Below are 17,695 nucleotides of genomic sequence, written 5' to 3' on the forward strand. Positions count from 1 at the left end.
ATTTCGGCAACCAGCTCTCCGGCGGCGAGCAGCAGATGCTGGCGATCGGCCGCGCCTTGACCCTGAACCCGAAAGTGCTGCTGCTGGACGAGCCGACCGAGGGCCTCGCGCCGATCATCGTCGAGGAACTGCTGGCTGCGATCGGCGCCATCAGCCGCGCCGGCGGGCTGTGCTCGATCATTGTCGAGCAGCATGCGCAAAAGCTCTTAGGCCTCGCCGACCGCGTCGTGATATTGGAGCGCGGCAGCATCGTCCACGACGCGCCGTCCAGCGCGCTCAAAGCCGATCCCGCGCCGCTGGAACGCCATCTCGGAGTGTCCGGTGGGGCGCATTGAGTCTCGTTTGCCCGCGGCGTTGGTCTAGTTGAGGCGGTAGATTGTCAGGCGCTCCAGATCTCCGGCTATTGAAAAATCTGGAGCGGGGAAATGGGCTGGCGATCCCAGCAGGACTCGAACCTGCAACCCGCGGAGTAGAAATCCGCTACTCTATCCAGTTGAGCTATGGGACCGTCTGGCGTGCCGGCGAACCGGGGTTCCCGGCCGGCCGCTGTATAGCACCGGTCATATGAAAAATCTTCTCATTCGCCAAGATGATCCGAACCGGAATTCGGCGCGGAGCGACAAAACGGTCGAGGGGATCGTTGTCGGCGTTTCCCTTGGCCCCTGAAGGCCGGTGAGCCGGCCTTCAGGGGCCAAGGTCCCACGGCAGATCGCCATGTCATATTGGACATATTGCAAATTGAACACATTGCAATTTTCGCATTCGCTGCCACACACAAGTCGCCATTTCGCGCCCAGCATTGCCCGAATCTGCAACGACGCGGACGCCCGTCCGCCCCCCAGGGAGCTTTCCATGATCGATCTGGTTCGTGCTGCCGTCCTCACGGCTGCGCTCGTGCTCGGTCTCGCCTCGGCTCAAGCCGCCGACAAGGCGTTCAAGCGGGACGATCTGGCGGATGCCGCCATCAAGCTCGAGGCCCAGATCAGGACCGAGGCCGGACCGGTGGCAAAACCGGTCGCCGCCTTGCGTAACGACGCCGATGCGGCGCTCCGCCGCAATGATATGCGCGGCGCCCTCAAGGTTCTCGGACAGATCGCCGCGGTCGCGCCGGAAGATTCCGCCAACTGGATGCGGCTGGCGCGCACCAGTTTGTTCCAGCTCTGGCCGGCCAATCCCTCCGAGCAGACCGTGCTGCTGGAGCGCGCCTCGACCGCGGCCTATATAGCCTATCAGCGCGCCGGCAATGCGGGCGAGGAGGCCGAGGCATTGGCGGTGCTCGGGCGATCGATGTCGGAACGCAAGCTGTGGCGACCGGCGCTTGACACGCTCAGGATGTCGCTCGACCTACGGGAGGTCGCGGACGTCCGCGGCCAATATGAACGGCTGCGCGACGAGCACGGTTTCAAGCTGCTCGACTACACCGTCGATTCCGACGCGGCGAGCCCGCGTGCCTGCTTCCAGTTTTCCGAAGACCTCGCCAAACGCACCGATTTCACTCCGTTCGTGGCGCTGGCCGGGACCGACAGACCGGCGCTGTCGAGCGAGGACAAGCAGCTCTGCGTCGAAGGCCTGAAGCACGGCGAGCGCTACAACGTCAATCTGCGCGCCGGCCTGCCGTCGACGGTCAAGGAGACGCTGCCCAAATCGGCGGAGTTCAACATCTATGTCCGTGACCGCAAGCCATTCGTGCGCTTCACCGGCAAGGCCTATGTGTTGCCGCGCGCCGGACAGAAGGGCATTCCGCTGGTCAGCGTCAACACGCCTGCGGTGAATGTGAATGTCTACCGGATCGGTGACCGCAATCTGATCAACACCGTCGTCGACAGCGACTTCCAGAAGCCGCTGAGCTCCTACCAGCTCGACAGTCTCGGTAGTGAGCGCGGCATGAAGGTGTGGTCGGGCGAAATCGCCACCGCCATGACATTGAACCAGGATGTCACTACCGCGTTCCCGGTCGACGAGGCGCTCGGGCCGCTGCAGCCCGGCGTCTATGTGATGACCGCGGCGGCCAAGGGCCCGACGGCCAGCGGCGATGATGATGGCCAGCTTGCCACCCAATGGTTCATTGTCTCCGATCTCGGCGTTGCCGCGTTCTCGGGCAATGACGGCATCCATGTGTTCGTCAATTCGCTGGCATCGACGCAAGCCGTCGCGCATGCCGAGGTGCGGCTGATCGCGCGCAACAACGAGATCCTGGCGACCCGCAAGACCGACGATGCCGGCCACGTGCTGTTCGAGGCGGGGCTAGCGCGCGGCGAGGGGGGGCTCTCGCCGGCGCTGCTGACGGTCACGGGCGAGAAGGCAGACTATGCCTTCCTTAGCCTGAAGACCTCGGCGTTCGATCTGTCCGATCGTGGCGTCGGCGGGCGCGCGGCTCCTGCGGCTGCAGATGCCTTCGTCTATGCCGAGCGCGGTGTCTATCGTTCCAACGAGACCGTTTATCTCACCGCGCTGCTGCGTGACGGGCAGGGCAACGCGCTTACCGGCACGCCGGTGACGCTGGTGATCGAGCGTCCCGATGGCGTCGAGTATCGCCGCGCGACCCTGGCCGACCAGGGCGCCGGCGGCCGCACGCTCGCCGTGCCGCTCAATTCGGCGGTGCCGGCAGGCACCTACCGGGTGCGCGCCTTCACCGATCCGAAGGGGGCTTCCGTCGGCGAGACCACCTTCATGGTCGAGGACTACATTCCGGAGCGGCTGGAATTCGACCTGTCGTCAAACGACAAACTGATCAAGGCTGACGCGCCGGCCGAGGTGAAGGTCGACGGTCATTTCCTCTATGGCGCGCCGGCTTCCGCGCTGCAGCTCGAAGGCGACATGCTGGTGACCAAGGCCGATTCACGGCCTGGTTTTCCCGGCTATCAGTTCGGTGTCGCCGACGCGGAGACCACCTCCAACGAGCGCACGCCGATCGAGAACCTGCCCGAAACCGACGACAAGGGCGCGGCGACTTTCCCGGTCAGCCTGCCGAAGCCGCCGGCATCGACCCAGCCGCAGGAGGCGCAGATCTTCATCCGCATGGCGGAGAGCGGCGGCCGTGCGGTCGAGCGCAAGCTGACCTTGCCGGTAGCCCCGATTGCATCTCAGATCGGCGTCAAGCCGGCCTTCAGCGGCAGCAGCCTCGGCGAGGGCGAGAAGGCGGAATTCGATATCGTGCTCGTCGCGCCCGACGGCAAGCCGCTTGCCCGCAGCGGGCTGCGCTACGAGCTGATGAAGATCGAGTCGCGCTATCAATGGTATCGGCAGAACTCCACTTGGGACTATGAGCCGGTCAAGTCGACCAGCCGCGTCGCCGACGGCGATGTCAATATCACAGCCGACAAGCCGGCGCATATCGCGCTGAACCCGCAGGCCGGTCGCTATCGCCTCGATGTCAAGTCGACCGACGCCGACGGGCCGATCACCTCGGTGCAGTTCGACGTCGGCTGGTACTCCGACGGCAGCGCCGACACGCCTGATCTGCTGGAGACCTCGATCGACAAGCCGCAATACCAGTCCGGCGATACCATGACGGTGACGGTGAATGCGCGCACCGCCGGCAAGCTCACCGTCAACGTGCTGGGCGACCGGCTGCTGACGACACAGAGCACCGACGTCAAGGAAGGCACCAACCAGGTCAAGCTCACGGTCGGCAAGGACTGGGGCACCGGCGCCTATGTGGTGGCGACCTTGCGCCGTCCGCTCGACACCTCGGCGCAGCGCATGCCGGGCCGCGCTATTGGCCTCAAATGGTTCGGGATCGACAAGGCGGCGCGGACATTGGCTGTGAATCTGTCGCCGCCAGCGCTGGTGCGTCCGGGCTCGACGCTGAAGATCCCGGTCAAGATCGGCGGGCTCAATCCGGGTGAGGACGCCAAGATCGTGGTGGCCGCCGTCGATGTCGGCATCCTCAATCTGACCAACTACAAGCCGCCGGCGCCGGACGATTATTATCTCGGCCAGCGCCAGCTCTCGGCCGAGCTGCGGGATCTCTATGGCCAGCTGATCGATGGCATGCAGGGAACCCGCGGCCAGATCAAGTCCGGCGGCGATGCCGGTGCAGCCGAGCTGCAGGGCAGCCCGCCGACCCAGAAGCCGCTGGCGCTGTATTCGGGCATCGTGACCGTCGGCGCCGACGGCACAACCGAAGTCAGTTTCGACATTCCGGAGTTCGCCGGCACGGCACGGGTCATGGCAGTGGCGTGGAGCGCGACCAAGCTCGGCCGCACCACTGTCGACGTCACTGTGCGCGATACCGTGGTGTTGACCGCGACCCTGCCGCGCTTCCTGCTATCAGGGGATCACGGCACGCTGAACTTTGATCTCGACAATGTTAAGGGCACGGCCGGCGACTACAAGATTGCCGTCAAGGCCAGCGGACCGGTCAAGGTGGCGGGCAACTCCTCTGTGACGATGAAGCTCGGGGCGCATCAGCGCGCGACCACGACGCTCGGGCTCGATGCCAGCGGCACCGGCACGGCGCAGTTCGACGTCGACATCGCAGGGCCTGCCGGCCTCAACCTGGCGCGGCACTATGAGCTCGACGTCAAGCCGGCGACGCAGGTGCTGGCGCGGCGTTCGATCCGCACGCTTGCCAAGGGCGAAAGCCTGACCCTGTCGGGCGACATGTTCTCCGAGCTGGTGCCGGGCACCGGCACGGTATCGGTGTCGGCCAGCCTGTCGAGCGCGCTCGATGCGGCAACCATCCTCAAGGCACTCGACCGCTACCCCTATGGCTGCTCGGAGCAGATCACCAGCCGCGCGATGCCGCTGCTCTATGTCAACGAGCTCGCGGCTGGAGCGCATCTGGCGATGGATGGCAATCTCGACCAGCGCATCAAGGATGCGATTGACCGGCTGCTGGCCCGGGAGGGCTCCAACGGTTCGTTCGGCCTGTGGTCATCAGGCGGCGACGATCCCTGGCTCGACGCCTATGTCACTGACTTCCTGACCCGCGCCCGCGAGAAGGGCTTTGCGGTGCCGGACGTGCTGTTCAAGAGCGCGCTGGACCGCGTCAGAAATTCGGTGGTCAACGCCCAGGAGCCGGAGAAGGACGGCGGCCGCGATCTCGCCTACGGTCTCTATGTGCTGGCGCGCAACGGCACCGCGCCGATCGGCGACCTGCGCTATCTCGCTGACACCAAGCTCGACAATCTCGCGACCCCGATCGCGAAGTCGCAGCTGGCTGCGGCGCTGGCGCTGGTCGGTGATCGGACCCGTGCCGAACGCGTCTATGCGGCGGCAGCCGACAGCCTGGCGCCAAAGCCGGTGCTGGTGTTCGGTCGCACCGACTACGGCTCGGATCTGCGCGATGCGGCCGCCTTGGTCTCGCTCGCAGGCGAGGGCAACGCGCCGAAGGCAACCTTGACGAAGGCCGTGATGCGGGTCGAGGCGGCGCGCGGGCTGACGCCCTACACCTCGACGCAGGAGAACGCCTGGATGGTGCTGGCGGCGCGCGCGCTCGCCAAGGAGACCTTGGCGCTCGATGTCGACGGTCAGGCGGTGAAGACCGCGCTGTATCGCAGCTATCGTGCGAGCGAGGTGGGAAAGCCCTTGAAGATCACCAATACCGGCGACGCGCCGGTGCAGGCGGTGGTCTCGGTCTCGGGCTCGCCGTTGACGCCGGAGCCTGCAGCCTCGAACGGCTTCAAGATCGAGCGCAACTATTTCACGCTCGACGGCAAGCCGGCCGATATCAGCAAGGCAAAGCAGAACGACCGCTTCGCGGTGGTGCTGAAGATCACCGAGGCGAAGCCGGAGTTCGGCCACATCATGGTGACGGACTATCTGCCGGCCGGGCTCGAGATCGACAATCCGCATCTGGTTTCGTCTGGCGACAGCGGGACGCTGGAGTGGGTCGAGGACGGCCAGGAACCGGTCAACACCGAGTTCCGCGACGACCGGTTCAGTGCCGCCGTCGACCGCGCCGCCAATTCCAAGGCGGTGTTCACCGAGGCCTACATCGTCCGTGCGGTGGCCCCCGGGAAGTACGTTTTGCCGCAGGCCTATGTTGAGGACATGTACAATCCGTCGCGCTATGGTCGGACCGGGACCGGGGCCGTGGAGGTCCGCGCAGCGAAATGAGTGAAGCCGAAACAACCGGCAAAGTGAGGGGGCGGCGAGTAGGGCGTCTTGCGGCGATCGCCGCGGCGGTGCTGCTCGTCGTCATGACAGGCTGCGCCGCGTGGGTGATCTCGCTCGGCCCGTTGCCGCTCAAGGAGGCGAGGGCGGTTTCGACCACCATCGTCGACCGCAACGGCAAGCTGTTGCGCGCCTATGCGATGGCCGATGGCCGCTGGCGGCTGCCGGTCGACGCGAAAAAGGACGTCGATCCAACTTATCTGAAGCTATTGCTCGCCTATGAGGACCAGCGCTTCTACGACCATCATGGCGTTGATCCGCGGGCGCTGATGCGCGCAGCGTTCCAGTTCTTGACCCGCGGCCACATCGTCTCCGGCGGCTCGACCATCACCATGCAGCTGGCACGGCTGATCGAGCCGCGGCAGCGGCGTTCGCTGCATTTCAAGCTGCACCAGATCGTGCGGGCGCTCGAGATCGAGCCCACGATGAGCAAGGATCAGATCCTAGATCTGTATCTGACGCTCGCGCCCTATGGCGGCAATCTCGAAGGGATTCGCGCCGCTTCCATTGCCTATTTCGGCAAGGAGCCGAAGCGGCTGTCCTTGGCCGAAGCGGCGCTGCTGGTCGCCTTGCCGCAGTCGCCGGAAACGCGCCGGCTCGACCGCTACCCGGAAGCGGCGAAGCGGGCCCGCGACCGCGTGCTCGACCGCATGGTCGCCGAGCAGGTGATCTCGCAGGACGATGCCGACCAAGCGAAGGCGCAGCCTGTGCCGCGCTATCGCAAGCCGTTGCCGATCCTGGCGCCGCATGCCGCCGACGAGGCAGCCGCCGCGATCAAGGATCAGCCGGTGATCAAGCTGACGCTCGACGCCGCCTTGCAGAAGGTGCTGGAGCCGCTGGCGCATGACCGTGCCGTGGCGCTGGGCCCGAACGTTTCGGTCGGCATCATTGTGGTCGACAATGCGAGCGGCGATATCCTCGCCCATGTCGGCTCGGCGGATTATTTCGATGAGCGGCGGGCAGGGCAGGTCGATATGACCCGCGCGGTGCGCTCGCCCGGATCGACCTTGAAGCCGTTCATCTATGGCCTCGCTTTCGAGGACGGCTTCGTGCATCCGGATAGCCTGATCGAGGATCGTCCGGTGCGCTTCGGCTCTTATGCGCCGGAGAATTTCGACACGACCTATCAGGGCACGGTGCCGGTGCGCAAAGCGCTGCAGTTCTCCCTGAATGTGCCGGCGATCGTGCTGCTCGACCGCGTCGGCGCCAGCCGGCTGTCGTCGCGCTTGAAACAGGCCGGCGCCAATCTGATCCTGCCGAAGGATGAGGTGCCGGGACTGGCGATGGGCCTCGGCGGTGTCGGTGTCACCTTGCAGGATCTGGCGATGCTGTATGCAGGATTGCCGCGGCTCGGCACCACCAAGCCGCTGCGCGAGATCATGACGAAGCATGCGTCTCGGGACGACGCGCGCGAGCCATTGCGGCTGATGGACCAGGCCGCCGCCTGGCAAGTCGGCAACGTCCTGCTCGGCTCGCCGCCGCCGGAAAATGCCGTGCGCAACCGCATCGCCTTCAAGACCGGCACCAGCTACGGCTACCGCGACGCTTGGTCGGTTGGCTTCGACGGCCGCATCACGATCGGGGTCTGGGTCGGCCGGCCCGATGGTGCGCCGGTTCCTGGCCTGATCGGCCGCGTGGCTGCAGCTCCGATTCTGTTCGACGCCTTCGCCCGTACCGGCAAATTGCCGGTGGCGCTACCAAAGGCGCCGAAGGGCGCGCTGATTGCGAGCAATGCGAGACTGCCGCTGCCGCTCAAGCGGTTCCGCCCGCTGGGTGAGTTGGTGCGGCTGGGCTCCGATCAGACGCCGCACATCCAGTTCCCGCTCAACGGTTCGCGCATCGCTGTCGATCGCGGTAGCGGAACCGACGCTGCGGCGATGCCGGTGAAAGTATCGGGTGGCGTGCTGCCCCTCACCATGATGGTCAACGGGCTTTCGGTCGGCGAGATCGACAGCCGCCGCCAACGCCTGATCGAGCCGCCGGGGCCGGGCTTCGCGCGGCTCACTGTCATCGACGCCACGGGCGCGGCGGACACAGTTGTGGTCAGAATTCAGTGAAAATTCGCTGAGCGGTTGTCGACATGGTGGTTTCAGCGTATGCGGAACCGCATGGTTGAGACCTATGCCCGCCCCCGATTTGGAGAGCCGCGTGAGCCGAAAAACCTGGTGAATCCAGGCAATCGGCTGGTGCGGATGATCGACGCCGTCACCGTCAGCCATCTGCGCGCGGTCGCGTTCCTCATCGTCTGCGGGTTCCTGTTGTTCCTGCCCGGCTTCTTCACGATTCCGCCCGTCGACCGCGACGAGGCGCGCTTCGCGCAAGCGACCAAGCAGATGATCGAGGCGGGCGACTATGTCGACATCCGCTTCCAGGACGACGTGCGCTACAAGAAGCCGGTCGGGATCTATTGGCTGCAATCGGCCGCGGTGAAGACAGCATCGGCGCTGCATCTGCCGCGCGCGCAGTTGCGCATCTGGGTTTACCGCATCCCGTCGCTGTTAGGGGCGATCGGCGCGGTGCTGCTGACCTATTGGACGGCGCTCGCCTTCGTCACCCGGCGCGGCGCAGTCTTTGCCGCACTCTTGATGTGCTGCTCGGTGCTGCTCGGTGTCGAGGCGCGGCTCGCCAAGACCGACGCGATGCTGCTGCTCACCGTGGTCGCTGCGATGGGTGCGCTGGCGCGGGTCTATCTGTCCTGGCAGCGTGGTGAGGATCCCGAGCATCCACCCTGGAGCTGGCCTGCGATCTTCTGGACCGCGCTCGCCGGCGGCATCCTGCTCAAGGGACCGCTGATCCTGATGTTCGCGGGGCTGGCGATCATCTCGCTCGCCATCATGGATCGCGGCGCGTCCTGGCTATGGCGGTTGCGGCCGCTCTGGGGCCTGATGTGGATGCTGGTGCTGGTGTTGCCCTGGTTCGTCGCGATCTATCTGCGCGCCGGCGATGCTTTCTTTGCCGATTCCGTCGGCGGCGACATGCTGAGCAAGCTGTCGGCGCAGGAGTCCCACGGTGCGCCGCCCGGGGTCTATCTGCTGCTGTTCTGGATCACGTTCTGGCCGGGTGCGCCGCTCGCGGCCATGGCTGCGCCCGCGGTCTGGCGGGCGCGGCGCGAACCCGGCGCGCAGTTTTTGCTGGCGTGGCTTGTGCCGTCATGGATCGTGTTCGAAGCGGTCCTCACCAAGCTGCCGCACTATGTGCTGCCGCTGTATCCCGCGATCGCGATCCTCACGGTGGGCGCGCTCGAGCGACGCGTGCTGTCGCGTTCCTGGCTCAGGCGCGGGGCCGCATGGTGGTTCGGAATTCCCGCGATCACCTCGCTGGTCGCCGTGATCGGAGCCATCATGGTGACGCGGCAGCCGGTGTTCCTGGCCTGGCCGTTCGTGGCGGCGTCGCTGATCTTCGGTCTGTTCGCGTGGTGGCTCTATGACGAGAGCCGCGCCGAGCGCTCGCTGCTCAATGCCGCCGTCGCAGCGCTGTTTCTGGCATTCACGGTCTATGGCGTGGTGCTGCCGTCGCTGCAGCCGCTATTCCCGAGCGCGGAGATTGCGCGTGCCCTGCGCAATGTCGCCTGCGTCGGGCCGAAGGCCGCCGCCGCAGGTTTCCAGGAGCCGAGCCTGGTATTCATGACCGGGACCTCGACGCTGCTGACCGACGGCTCGGGCGCGGCCGACTTCCTCAACGGGGGCACCTGCCGTTTTGCGCTGGTCGAGCAGCGGAGCGAGCGCAGCTTTGCTCAGCGCGCCGAGGCCATCGGCCTGCGCTACAACGTCGCCAAACGGATCGAGGGCTACAACATCTCGCAGGGGCGTCCGGTCTCGATTGCGATCTTCCGTTCGGAGGGGACCGAGTAGCGTGAACGCACCTGTGAGCACGCCGACCGCCAGCGCCTACGGCGCACGGCTCGCTGCCACGACCTGGCAGCCGGCGGTTCGGCTGCTGCGCTCGGCTCAGGTTTCGCCGAACGCCGAAGGCGTGCGTCGCATGTGGCGCCAGCTTCTACTGCTGGACGGCGTGGGAATCGTTCTGATCCTGCTACTGATGGTCGGCTTCGATGCCACCGAGATCAGCCTGATGCCCCCGCGCGGCAGCCCGAGCCTGTGGTGGGTCAAGATCCTGACCGATTTCGGCAAGGACGCCTACGTGCTCAGTGCGCTGGCAACGGCGGTGGTGGCGGTTGCACTGATTGCACCGCTATTGCCGCGGGTTTCGCACCGGCGCCTGTTCGATCTGGCCGCGCATGTCCAGTTCCTGTTTCTGGCCGTCCTGATCCCGCTCGCCTGCACCGAGGTCCTGAAATGGGCTATCGGCCGCGGACGACCGTTCGTCGGCGGCAAGGCCACTGCCTTCAACTTTCAGCCCTTCAACGGCACCGAGGCCTATTTCAGCATGCCGTCGGCGCATGTGGTGACGAGCTTTGCGCTGGCCTTCGCAGTCGCCTCGGTCTGGCCGCAGGCAAAGGTTCCGATGTATCTGTACGCCGTCGCGATCGCCGCAAGCCGACTGGTCCTGCTGGCGCATCACCCGAGCGACGCGGTGGCCGGCGCCCTGGTAGGGCTGAGCGGTGCATTGATCGTGCGCAGCTGGTTCGCTGCGCGGCGGCTGGGGTTTGCAGTCGGACCGGGCGGCCGGGTCGTCCCGAATTGATCGCGGGTTGCAGGTTTGATCTTTGATCTGTCCGATGAAACATCAAAAACGGCACTGGGAACAATCACTTGCTGGGTGTTTCTTACGGCCTGACCTTCGCTAAGGCGGCTTCTCAGGGGACAGGGACTATTGCCGTCAGAACGCCTCCTCAAGGGGGTTGATAGCCGGGCGCCGGCCCCATAATAAGCCCCTCGCGCTGCGCGGGGTGCAGAGATGCCCGCCAGATCCGCCACTCCCACCATGAGCGTTGCCTTGTCAGCCGATTCACCCGTGGCCGTTTCCATCGTTGTTCCCGTGCGCAACGAAGCCGGCAATATCGCACCGCTGATCACGGAGATCGCGGCCGCGCTGGACGGCCGGTGGGCTCACGAGATCATCTACGTCAATGACGGCTCAACCGACGGGACGCCAGATCGCTTGGCCGAGGAGATGACGCGGCGGCCCAATCTGCGCGTGCTCCGCCACGAAAAATCCTCTGGTCAATCGGCGGCCGTGCGCAGCGGCGTTCGCGCTGCCCGTGGCGCCATCGTGGCGACCCTCGACGGCGATGGGCAGAACAACCCGGCGTTCCTGCGCGATCTGATCGGCGCGGTCGAGCAGGGCAACGGCCGGGTCGGCCTTGCCGCCGGTCAGCGCGTCGGCCGCAAAGATACCGGCTTCAAGCGATTCCAGTCGCGTCTTGCCAACAAGGTGCGCAACGCGGTCCTGAAGGACGGCACCCGCGATACCGGCTGCGGCCTGAAGGCCTTCCGCCGCGACGTGTTCCTGATGATGCCTTATTTCGATGGGCTGCATCGTTTCCTGCCTGCGCTGGTGCGGCGTGAAGGTTACGAAATCGCCTATGTCGACGTGATCGACCGTCCTCGGCACTCGGGCGTATCGAATTACGGCTTCTTCGACCGGCTGTGGATCGGGATCATGGATCTCGCCGGCGTCTGGTGGCTGATCCGCCGCAAGAAGCCGACGCCCGTTGCGACCGAGGTGAAGTGATGCTGATTGAATACGGCCAGGCGCTCGGCAACTACATCTACGACATCTTCGTCGCCAAGTTCGATTTCTGGCTGGCGTTCGGGCTCGCCGCGCAGCTCGCCTTCGCGGCCCGCTTTCTGGTGCAATGGATCGCAAGCGAGCGCGCCGGCAAGAGCGTGGTGCCGATGGCATTCTGGTTCTTCTCGATCGCCGGGGGCACCATGACGCTGATCTACGGCCTCGTGAAGCGGGAGCCCGTGATCATTCTCGGACAATTGCTGTCGAACATCATCTATGTTCGCAACGTCATGCTGATCTTCAAGAGCAGGCAGCGACAGACCGAGACACTGAGCGGCTAGTTAGACGTTCGCCTGAAGACGGCTCACTCGGGCCGTTGCTGGGGGATTGGAGATTCATCCCGGCAGAGGATGTGCCGGCCGTGACGGTAGCGCCTGCGCAGCGTGGTTACCGGCTTCGGCAATTGCCGGCTCGCCGGCTGCATCGAGAACGGGATAAGCAACCGAGCAGACATGCGAATGGATGCGCCGGAGATCGCGCAGCACGTCGAGATGCAATGACGTCGTCTCGATGGTCTCGGGGCGTCCCTCGCGCAGTCGGTCCAGATGCCGCTCGATAGCAGCGAGCTCGGCGTTGCGCAAATTGGCTTTCTGCGCCAGCAACGCGCGGGCCTGCGCGATGTCGCCCGACATGAACACACCGAACGCGATCCGCAGCGAATTCATGATCTGCCTGTGAAAGTCCGACAGTTCTTCGGCGCCCTCGGGCGAGAACTGGAAGCGGCGCTTGATCTTCTTGGTCGCAAGCTCGCTGAGATTCTTGTCGATGATGTCGCCGATATGCTCGAGGTTGATGGCGAAGGAGATGATCTCCATCGCCCGCCGGCCCTCGCGCTCGTCAAGGCTGCCGCGCGTCAGCTTGGTGATGTAGAGCTTGACCGCCTCGTCGAGCCCGTCGACGATATTGTCCATGCGCGAAACCTGATCGACCAACGCACGGTCGTTGGTCATCATGGCGGCCATGACGTTGCGCAGCATCTGCTCGACGGTGTCGCCCATCCTTAAGGTCTCGCGCGCGGCATCGGCCAGCGCCAGCGACGGCGTCTCCAGCGCCGTCTCGTCCAGATAGCGCGGGCGGGCGGGATCGGCGTCGCGCACGCGTTCCGGGAATAGCCGCTCCAACAGCCGTGCCACGCCGTCGAGCGGGCCGATGAAGACGAGGGCCGTGCCAAGGTTGAACACCATATGGAAGCCGGCAACCAGTCTTGCTAGATCGGGCTCGATCGTCTGCCCGTACCGGCTCAGCGCGGGCAGGAATGGCGCGACCAGCACCACGCCGACCACACGGTTGAGCAGATTGCCGACGGGCAGACGGTAGCTGGCGGGATTGTCGCGTCGCGCACCTTCGAACACCGGATTGATCGCGCTGCCGAGATTGGCACCGAGCACCAGCGCGAGCGCGGCTTCCGCCGGGACGAAATGCGCGTAGGCCAGCGACATGATCAGGAGCACGCTGGCGACGCTGGAATGAACCAGCCAGGTGATCGCCGCGCCGATCAAGATGCACAGCACGACGTCGCCGGTGATCCCCTCCATGACGATGCGCAGGCCGGGGGCCTGTTCGGCCGGCGCCAGCGTATCGAGCAGAATGTGCAGCGACAGCAGCATCAGGCCGAGACCAATGCAAACCCGGCCGATATCCTTGATGCGCGAGCGCGGGCCCTGACGGAAGGCAACCAGGCCGACAATGAACAGCACCGGTGCCACCGCGGCGATATTGAACGACAGCACCTGGACGATCAGGGTGGTCCCGATATTGGCGCCGAGCATGATCGCCATCGCCGGCACCAGCGCGACCAGTCCTTCAGCTGCGAAAGAACTCGTGATCAGCGCGGTCGCAGTGCTGCTCTGGAGCAGCGCGGTCAAACCGATTCCGGCGGCGAGCGCACTGAAGCGGTTGCTCAACGTCTTCGCCAGCAGCGTTCGCAGGTCAGGACCGAAGGCGCGCAGAATCCCGCTGTGGACCATGTGCAGGCCCCACAGCAGCAACGCCACGCCACCCATCAGGTCGAGCAGAACCATCGTTCCCATCGGCTTTCATCCGCAAAGATGCAAAGCTAACGCCATGCGTGAGCGGATCAATGCCTTTATCGGCTGATGGGCTCCGAATTTTTGGGGCGAATTCGCCCGTGCGCTGGCGCGACCTTCACGCCGCGTTGAAGGCGGCGAAGCCGCGCTCGAAATCAGCCTTCAGGTCCTCGACATTCTCGAGCCCGATATGCAGCCGCAGCGTTGGGCCGCCGGGCGCCCATCGGGTTGCCGTGCGATAATCGTTGCAGTCAAACGGAATCGCGAGGCTCTCGAAGCCGCCCCAGGAATACCCCATACCGAATAGTTTCAGCGTGTCGAGCAGGGCGTCGACGGCCTGCTGCGGCTTCGGTTGCAGCACGATGCTAAACAGGCCGGAGGCGCCGGTGAAGTCGCGCTTCCAGATCGCATGGCCCGGATCGCTCTCCAACGCCGGATGCAGCACGCGGGTCACCTCAGGTCGCGCCGACAGCCACCGCGCCATGTCCAGGCCGGAGCGGTGATGCTGCGCGAGGCGTACCGACAAGGTGCGCAGGCCGCGCAGCGCCAGGAACACGTCGTCGGGGCCGGCGCAGACGCCGAGCAGCCGGATGCCCTCTGATATCAGCGGCCAAGCCTCGGCGTTGGCCGAGATGGTGCCGAACATGATATCGGAATGACCGCCGATATATTTGGTTGCCGCCTGGATGCTGATATCGACGCCGAGTTCGAGCGAGCGATGGTAGAGCGGCGTCGCCCAGGTGTTGTCGTCAATCACCAATGCGCCATGGGCATGGGCGACCGATGCGATCGCCGGAATGTCCGGCATCTCGAAAGATTGCGAGCCGGGCGCTTCGACCATGACCGCGCGTGTGTTCGGCTTGAGCAGTTGCTCAATTCCTGTGCCGATCAGCGGATCGAAATAGGTCGTCTCGACGCCGTAACGCGCCAGCAGGCCGTTGCAGAAATTTCGCGTCGGACGATAGGCGTTGTCACAGACCAGCAGATGATCGCCGGCCTTGAGCACGGCAAGCAGCGCCGTCGAGATCGCAGCGAGCCCGGACGGCGCCAAGCCTACGCCCGCGCATTGCGGGCCTTCGAGCGCCATCAGCGTTTCCTGCAGCGCCTTGGTGGTCGGCGTGCCGTGACGGCCATATTGGAATTCACCGCGATGGGCATGCAGATCGTCGGCGGTCGGATAGAGCACGGTGGAACCATGGACGACCGGCGGATTGACGAACCCATGCTGCGCCTTCGTATCCCGGCCAGCGGTCACCAATCGGGTCTCGGCGTTTTGCCGCATTGCCGCATTGCGGTCGCTCGTAGATGCCATCGGTCTGCCGTCTGTCAGGTTATGGAATTTCGCTTCGCAAGCGGGATTGTTAATAACAGGATGCGGAAGAGCGTCGTCAACCCCTTGACCCGGCAAGCCAGTCGTTCTGTGATGCGGGTGCAATTCGATCGCTGCACGTTGAGGGGCCTGCCGCGATTCCCGTTTCATTCTGCAGGCGTGGCGTCCGTAGTTGGTACGGCGTTTGCACCGGCGGATTCAGGTCGGCCCGATCCACGTGCGTGACGACGTCAACGCTCCCCGGACGACCTTGAAAGGCTGTGCCCATGAAACGCGTTTCTCTGGCCCTCACTCTTGCCCTCGCGACGGCGATTGCCGCTCCCGGCGCTCGCGCCGCCGACACGCTCCAGGCGGTCAAGGATCGCGGCAAGCTGTCCTGCGGCGTCAGCCAGGGACTGCCGGGCTTCTCGAACCCGGACGACAAGGGCAACTGGACCGGGCTCGACGTCGACATCTGCCGGGCCGTCGCGGCAGCAGTCTTCAATGATCCGACCAAGGTCGCCTTCGTGCCGTTGAGCGCGAAGGACCGCTTTGCGGCACTGCAATCGGGCGAGATCGATGTGCTGTCGCGCAACACGACCTGGACGCTGTCGCGCGACGACACCTATGGCGCCTTCACCGGCGTGACTTATTACGATGGTCAGGGCTTCATGGTGAAGAAGTCACTCAAGGTAAACTCCGCGCTCGAGCTGAACAGCGCATCCGTCTGCGTGCAGACCGGCACCACAACCGAGCAAAATCTCGCCGACTACTTCAAAGCCAACAACATGAAGTATGAGGTGATCGCATTCGCCAACGCCGACGAGACCATCAAGGCATATGATTCCGGACGCTGCGACGTGTTCACGACCGACATGTCCGGTCTTTATGCCGAGCGTCTCAAGCTCGCCAATCCCGCCGACCATGTGGTGCTGCCGGAGATCATCTCGAAGGAGCCGCTGGGGCCGATGGTGCGCTACGGTGACGACAAGTGGTTCAACATCGTCAAGTGGACGCTGTTTGCCATGATCAACGCCGAAGAGATGGGCGTGAACCAGAAGAACGTCGATGAGATGGCTAAATCCGAGAAACCGGACTTGAAACGGGCCTTCGGCACCGACGGCAATCTCGGCGAACAGCTCGGTCTGACCAAGGATTGGTTCTACCGGATCATCAAGGCCGAGGGCAATTACGGCGAGGCGTACGAGCGCAATGTCGGCTCCGGCTCCAAGCTGCAGATCGCACGTGGCTTAAATCAGCTCTGGAACAAGGGTGGAATCCAGTACGCGCCGCCGATCCGCTGATCGCATCGCCACGGGAGGTGCGGCGATGAGCATTGAGGCCAGGCAACCCCCGCCGCAATATGCGCTACGCCTGAGGCGTACGCTCGGCGGAAAGGCGGGATGGAACGGCTTTGTCCTGCAGGTTCTGTTCGTCGTCGTCATGGTCTGGATGGGCTATGAGATCGTCGTCAACGCCCGCGCCAACCTCGACGCCCAGCACATCACGCCGGGCTTCAAGTTCCTCGACAACAATGCAGGGTTTGACATCAGTCAAACCCTGATCCCTTATTCGGGATCGGACAGCTACGCCCGCGTGCTGGTGGTCGGACTCCTCAATACGCTCCTGGTCTCCGTGATCGGGATCGTGTTCGCCACCATCCTCGGCTTCATTGTCGCGCTCGGGCGGCTGTCGTCGAACTGGCTTGTGTCACGGCTGGCTGGCGCCTATGTCGAGATCATCCGCAACCTGCCGGTCCTGTTCCAGATCCTGTTCTGGTATCTTGCCGTGCTCGCGGCGCTGCCGGGCCCGCGGCAGAGCATCTCGCTGTTCGGCAGCTTCTTTCTCAGCAATCGCGGCCTCATCATTCCGCGGCCGCTCGGCGAGCCTGGCCTGTTGCCGTTCCTCCTTGCCCTGATCGTTGCCATCGTCGCCTCGCTTGCACTGCATACCTATGCACGGCGCGAGCTGTTCCTGAGGGGCCACGCGATGCGGATCTGGCCCTACGTCCTCGGCCTGCTGATCGCGGTGCCGCTGGTCACAACAATCGTATTCGGTCCTCCTGTCGCCTTCGAACTGCCGGTGCTGAAGGGCTTCAACTTCGCCGGCGGCACCCGCGTCATTCCAGAATTCGTGGCGCTGACGTTGGCGCTGTCGATGTACACGGCGTCCTTCATCGCTGAGGTCGTCCGCGCCGGCATCCTCTCGGTACACAGCGGACAGATGGAGGCCGGCCTGTCGCTGGGCCTCGGCCGCAGCGCCGTGCTGCGCCTGATCGTGGTGCCACAGGCGCTGCGGGTGATCCTGCCGCCGCTGACCAACCAGTATCTCAATCTGACCAAGAACTCGTCGCTGGCGGTCGCCATCGGCTATCCCGACCTGGTTTCGGTATTCGCCGGCACCGCGCTGAACCAGACCGGGCAGGCGATCGAGATCATCGCCATCACGATGGGCGTCTATCTCGCGCTGTCGCTGGTGACGAGCGCGATCATGAGCCTCTATGGCTGGCGGCTTGGCAAGAGGCTGAGTGCATGAGGGGCCTTGATGC

General features: G+C 64.8%; 11 protein-coding genes and 1 tRNA gene. 9 read left to right on the forward strand and 3 right to left on the reverse strand.

Annotated features, from left to right (window positions below):
* Positions 1-335, forward strand: a 335-nt coding sequence (locus WA702_RS00245; protein WP_425108520.1) for an ATP-binding cassette domain-containing protein, incomplete at its 5' end; no start/stop codon positions are given.
* 96 nt (positions 336-431) lie between these two features.
* Here the strand turns inward: WA702_RS00245 and WA702_RS00250 are convergent.
* A tRNA-Arg gene (locus tag WA702_RS00250) sits at positions 432-508 on the reverse strand.
* Between the two features lie 344 nt (positions 509-852).
* Between WA702_RS00250 and WA702_RS00255 the strand changes: the two genes are divergently transcribed.
* The 6 genes from WA702_RS00255 to WA702_RS00280 all read left to right on the forward strand — a co-directional run bounded on the left by WA702_RS00255 (position 853) and on the right by WA702_RS00280 (position 12,092).
* Positions 853-6,063 carry an MG2 domain-containing protein gene (locus tag WA702_RS00255; protein WP_425108521.1) on the forward strand — a complete coding sequence of 1,737 codons (5,211 nt, stop codon included), beginning with the start codon at positions 853-855 and terminating at the stop codon, positions 6,061-6,063.
* Positions 6,060-8,177, forward strand: a complete 2,118-nt coding sequence (gene pbpC / locus WA702_RS00260) for a penicillin-binding protein 1C (RefSeq protein WP_425108522.1) — start codon at positions 6,060-6,062, stop codon at positions 8,175-8,177. The genes WA702_RS00255 and pbpC overlap by 4 nt, the downstream gene beginning before the upstream one ends.
* Positions 8,178-8,228: 51 nt before the next feature.
* Positions 8,229-9,971: an ArnT family glycosyltransferase gene (locus tag WA702_RS00265; protein ID WP_425108523.1), complete on the forward strand. Its 1,743-nt coding sequence runs from the start codon at positions 8,229-8,231 to the stop codon at positions 9,969-9,971.
* Position 9,972: 1 nt separating this feature from the next.
* Positions 9,973-10,764 (forward strand): phosphatase PAP2 family protein, encoded by a 792-nt coding sequence (locus WA702_RS00270; protein WP_425108524.1) that lies wholly within the window; start codon positions 9,973-9,975, stop codon positions 10,762-10,764.
* Between the two features lie 240 nt (positions 10,765-11,004).
* A complete protein-coding gene (locus WA702_RS00275; RefSeq protein WP_425108541.1) occupies positions 11,005-11,754 on the forward strand; it encodes a glycosyltransferase family 2 protein in 750 nt (249 codons plus the stop codon).
* Positions 11,754-12,092: a lipid-A-disaccharide synthase N-terminal domain-containing protein gene (locus WA702_RS00280; protein WP_425108525.1), complete on the forward strand. Its 339-nt coding sequence runs from the start codon at positions 11,754-11,756 to the stop codon at positions 12,090-12,092. Before WA702_RS00275 ends, WA702_RS00280 begins: the two co-directional genes overlap by 1 nt.
* Before the next feature lie 54 nt (positions 12,093-12,146).
* Here the strand turns inward: WA702_RS00280 and WA702_RS00285 are convergent, their stop codons facing one another.
* A complete protein-coding gene (locus WA702_RS00285) occupies positions 12,147-13,841 on the reverse strand; it encodes a Na/Pi cotransporter family protein (protein WP_425108526.1) in 1,695 nt (564 codons plus the stop codon).
* 115 nt (positions 13,842-13,956) lie between these two features.
* On the reverse strand, positions 13,957-15,150 hold the full coding sequence (gene metC, locus WA702_RS00290; RefSeq protein ID WP_425108527.1) for a cystathionine beta-lyase: 1,194 nt from the start codon (positions 15,148-15,150) through the stop codon (positions 13,957-13,959).
* 284 nt (positions 15,151-15,434) lie between these two features.
* Between metC and WA702_RS00295 the strand changes: the two genes are divergently transcribed.
* The gene (locus tag WA702_RS00295; RefSeq protein WP_425108528.1) at positions 15,435-16,451 is read left to right on the forward strand and encodes an amino acid ABC transporter substrate-binding protein; all 1,017 of its coding nucleotides are present in this window, start codon (positions 15,435-15,437) and stop codon (positions 16,449-16,451) included.
* 25 nt (positions 16,452-16,476) lie between these two features.
* Positions 16,477-17,682 carry an amino acid ABC transporter permease gene (locus WA702_RS00300; protein WP_425108529.1) on the forward strand — a complete coding sequence of 402 codons (1,206 nt, stop codon included), beginning with the start codon at positions 16,477-16,479 and terminating at the stop codon, positions 17,680-17,682.
* The last annotated feature ends 13 nt before the right edge of the window (positions 17,683-17,695 follow it).

The sequence above is a fragment of the Bradyrhizobium sp. genome (assembly GCF_049798375.1).
In the GTDB taxonomy this organism is placed as follows: Bacteria; Pseudomonadota; Alphaproteobacteria; order Rhizobiales; family Xanthobacteraceae; genus Bradyrhizobium.

What these genes read in the sequence shown, in the direction of transcription:
- WA702_RS00255 (WP_425108521.1), top strand. Translation starts at nt 853, where the DNA reads ATGATCGATCTGGTTCGTGCTGCCGTCCTCACGGCTGCGCTCGTGCTC.
- pbpC (WP_425108522.1), top strand. Translation starts at nt 6,060, where the DNA reads ATGAGTGAAGCCGAAACAACCGGCAAAGTGAGGGGGCGGCGAGTAGGG.
- WA702_RS00265 (WP_425108523.1), top strand. Translation starts at nt 8,229, where the DNA reads ATGGTTGAGACCTATGCCCGCCCCCGATTTGGAGAGCCGCGTGAGCCG.
- WA702_RS00275 (WP_425108541.1), top strand. Translation starts at nt 11,005, where the DNA reads ATGAGCGTTGCCTTGTCAGCCGATTCACCCGTGGCCGTTTCCATCGTT.
- WA702_RS00280 (WP_425108525.1), top strand. Translation starts at nt 11,754, where the DNA reads ATGCTGATTGAATACGGCCAGGCGCTCGGCAACTACATCTACGACATC.
- WA702_RS00285 (WP_425108526.1), bottom strand. Translation starts at nt 13,841, where the DNA reads ATGGGAACGATGGTTCTGCTCGACCTGATGGGTGGCGTGGCGTTGCTG.
- metC (WP_425108527.1), bottom strand. Translation starts at nt 15,150, where the DNA reads ATGGCATCTACGAGCGACCGCAATGCGGCAATGCGGCAAAACGCCGAG.
- WA702_RS00295 (WP_425108528.1), top strand. Translation starts at nt 15,435, where the DNA reads ATGAAACGCGTTTCTCTGGCCCTCACTCTTGCCCTCGCGACGGCGATT.
- WA702_RS00300 (WP_425108529.1), top strand. Translation starts at nt 16,477, where the DNA reads ATGAGCATTGAGGCCAGGCAACCCCCGCCGCAATATGCGCTACGCCTG.